The sequence below is a fragment of the Agromyces binzhouensis genome, assembly GCF_004135055.1.
Lineage (GTDB): Bacteria > Actinomycetota > Actinomycetes > Actinomycetales > Microbacteriaceae > Agromyces > Agromyces binzhouensis.
Map to the genome: position 1 here is coordinate 1 of NZ_SDPL01000573.1, position 1,515 is coordinate 1,515.

At 72.5% G+C, this 1,515-nt stretch carries 2 protein-coding genes; both read left to right on the plus strand.

Translation table 11 applies throughout. The features are described from left to right. Positions 1 to 765 (plus strand): sensor histidine kinase (locus tag ESO86_RS16810; RefSeq protein WP_207207203.1); only part of this gene is annotated, 765 nt, incomplete at its 5' end. Beyond that, positions 762 to 1,499 (plus strand): LytR/AlgR family response regulator transcription factor, encoded by a 738-nt coding sequence (locus tag ESO86_RS16815; RefSeq protein ID WP_129235942.1) that lies wholly within the window; start codon positions 762 to 764, stop codon positions 1,497 to 1,499. The genes ESO86_RS16810 and ESO86_RS16815, both read left to right, overlap by 4 nt. Positions 1,500 to 1,515: the final 16 nt, after the last annotated feature.

Sequence of the window (1,515 nt, forward strand, 5' to 3'; positions counted from 1 at the left end):
GGCCTCGTGCGGGCGACGGGCGAGGTCGCCGAGTGGGTCGCCGCGCAGGTCGAGCTCGGCGAGCTCGACGCGTCGCGCGCGGCGCTCGCCGAACTCGAGGTGCGCGCGCTCCGCGCGCAGATCAGCCCCCACTTCATCTACAACTCGCTGAACGCGATCGCATCGTTCATCAACACCGACCCGGCGAAGGCGCGCGAGCTCGTGCTCGAGTTCGCCGACTTCACGCGGTACTCGTTCCGCCGGCACGGCGACTTCACGACCGTCGCCGAGGAGCTGCGTTCGATCGACTCGTACCTGAAGCTCGAGCGCGCGCGATTCGGCGACCGGCTGAAGGTGACCCTGCAGGTCGCGCCCGAGGTGCTCTCGACCGTCATCCCGTTCCTGTCGATCCAGCCGCTCGTCGAGAACGCGGTGCGGCACGGGCTCGAGGCGAAGGAGGGCGGTGGGCGCATCACGATCACCGCCGAGGACCGCGGCGCGTTCGCCGAGATCACAGTGGAGGACGACGGCGTCGGGATCGACCCCGAGGTCGCCGCGCAGGTGCTCGCGGGAGGCACGCCGGGCGAGCACGTCGGTCTGCGCAACGTCGACGCGCGGATGCGGCAGGTGTACGGCGACGAGCACGGACTCGTCGTGGAGACGAACGTGGGTGCGGGCACCCTGGTGCGCATGAGCGTGCCGAAGTCGCAGCCCGGTCGCTCCGCGGCATCCGTCGACGTGCGCGCGGGCCGACCCGCCGAGCCCGATGGGAGACTGGTGCCGTGATCTCGGTCCTCATCGCCGACGACGAGCAGCCCGCCGTGGACGAGCTCGCGTTCCTGCTCGGCCAGGACCCGCGGATCGGGACCATCCACCGCGCGACCTCGGGCGCCGAGGCCATCCGCATCCTGACGCGGGAGCCCGTCGACGCGGCCTTCCTCGACATCCACATGCCCGGGCTGTCGGGGTTCGACCTCGCCCGGGCACTCCAGCGCTTCGAGCACAAGCCCGCCTTCGTGTTCGTGACGGCCGACGAGGAGGGCGCGCTCGAGGCGTTCGACCTCGCCGCGGTCGACTACCTGCTGAAGCCCGTGCGCACCGAGCGGCTGCACCGATCGATCACGCGGGTCGTCGAGTCGATGGGCCAGGGGCAGGCGACGGATGCCTCGGCCTCGCGCCCGGAGATGATCGCCGTCACGCTCGGCGGCACGACCCGCATGATCCGGCGGGACGACGTGCGCTACGTCCAGGCGCAGGGCGACTACGCCCGGCTGCACACCGACGAGGCGAGCTACCTCGTCCGCGTGCCCATGTCCGACCTCGAACGGCAGTGGGCTGAGGCCGGCTTCGTGCGGGTGCACCGCTCGTACCTCGTCGCGCTCCCCCACGTCACGCGCGTCCGCCTGGGCGGCGATCGGCCGACGATCGTGGTCGGCCAGGCGGAACTGCCGGTGAGCCGGCGGCTCCTGCCCGGGCTCCGCGAACGACTCGAGGCGGCGACGCCGCGGGCGAGGCCGTGAGCGGGGGCGCGCCGGG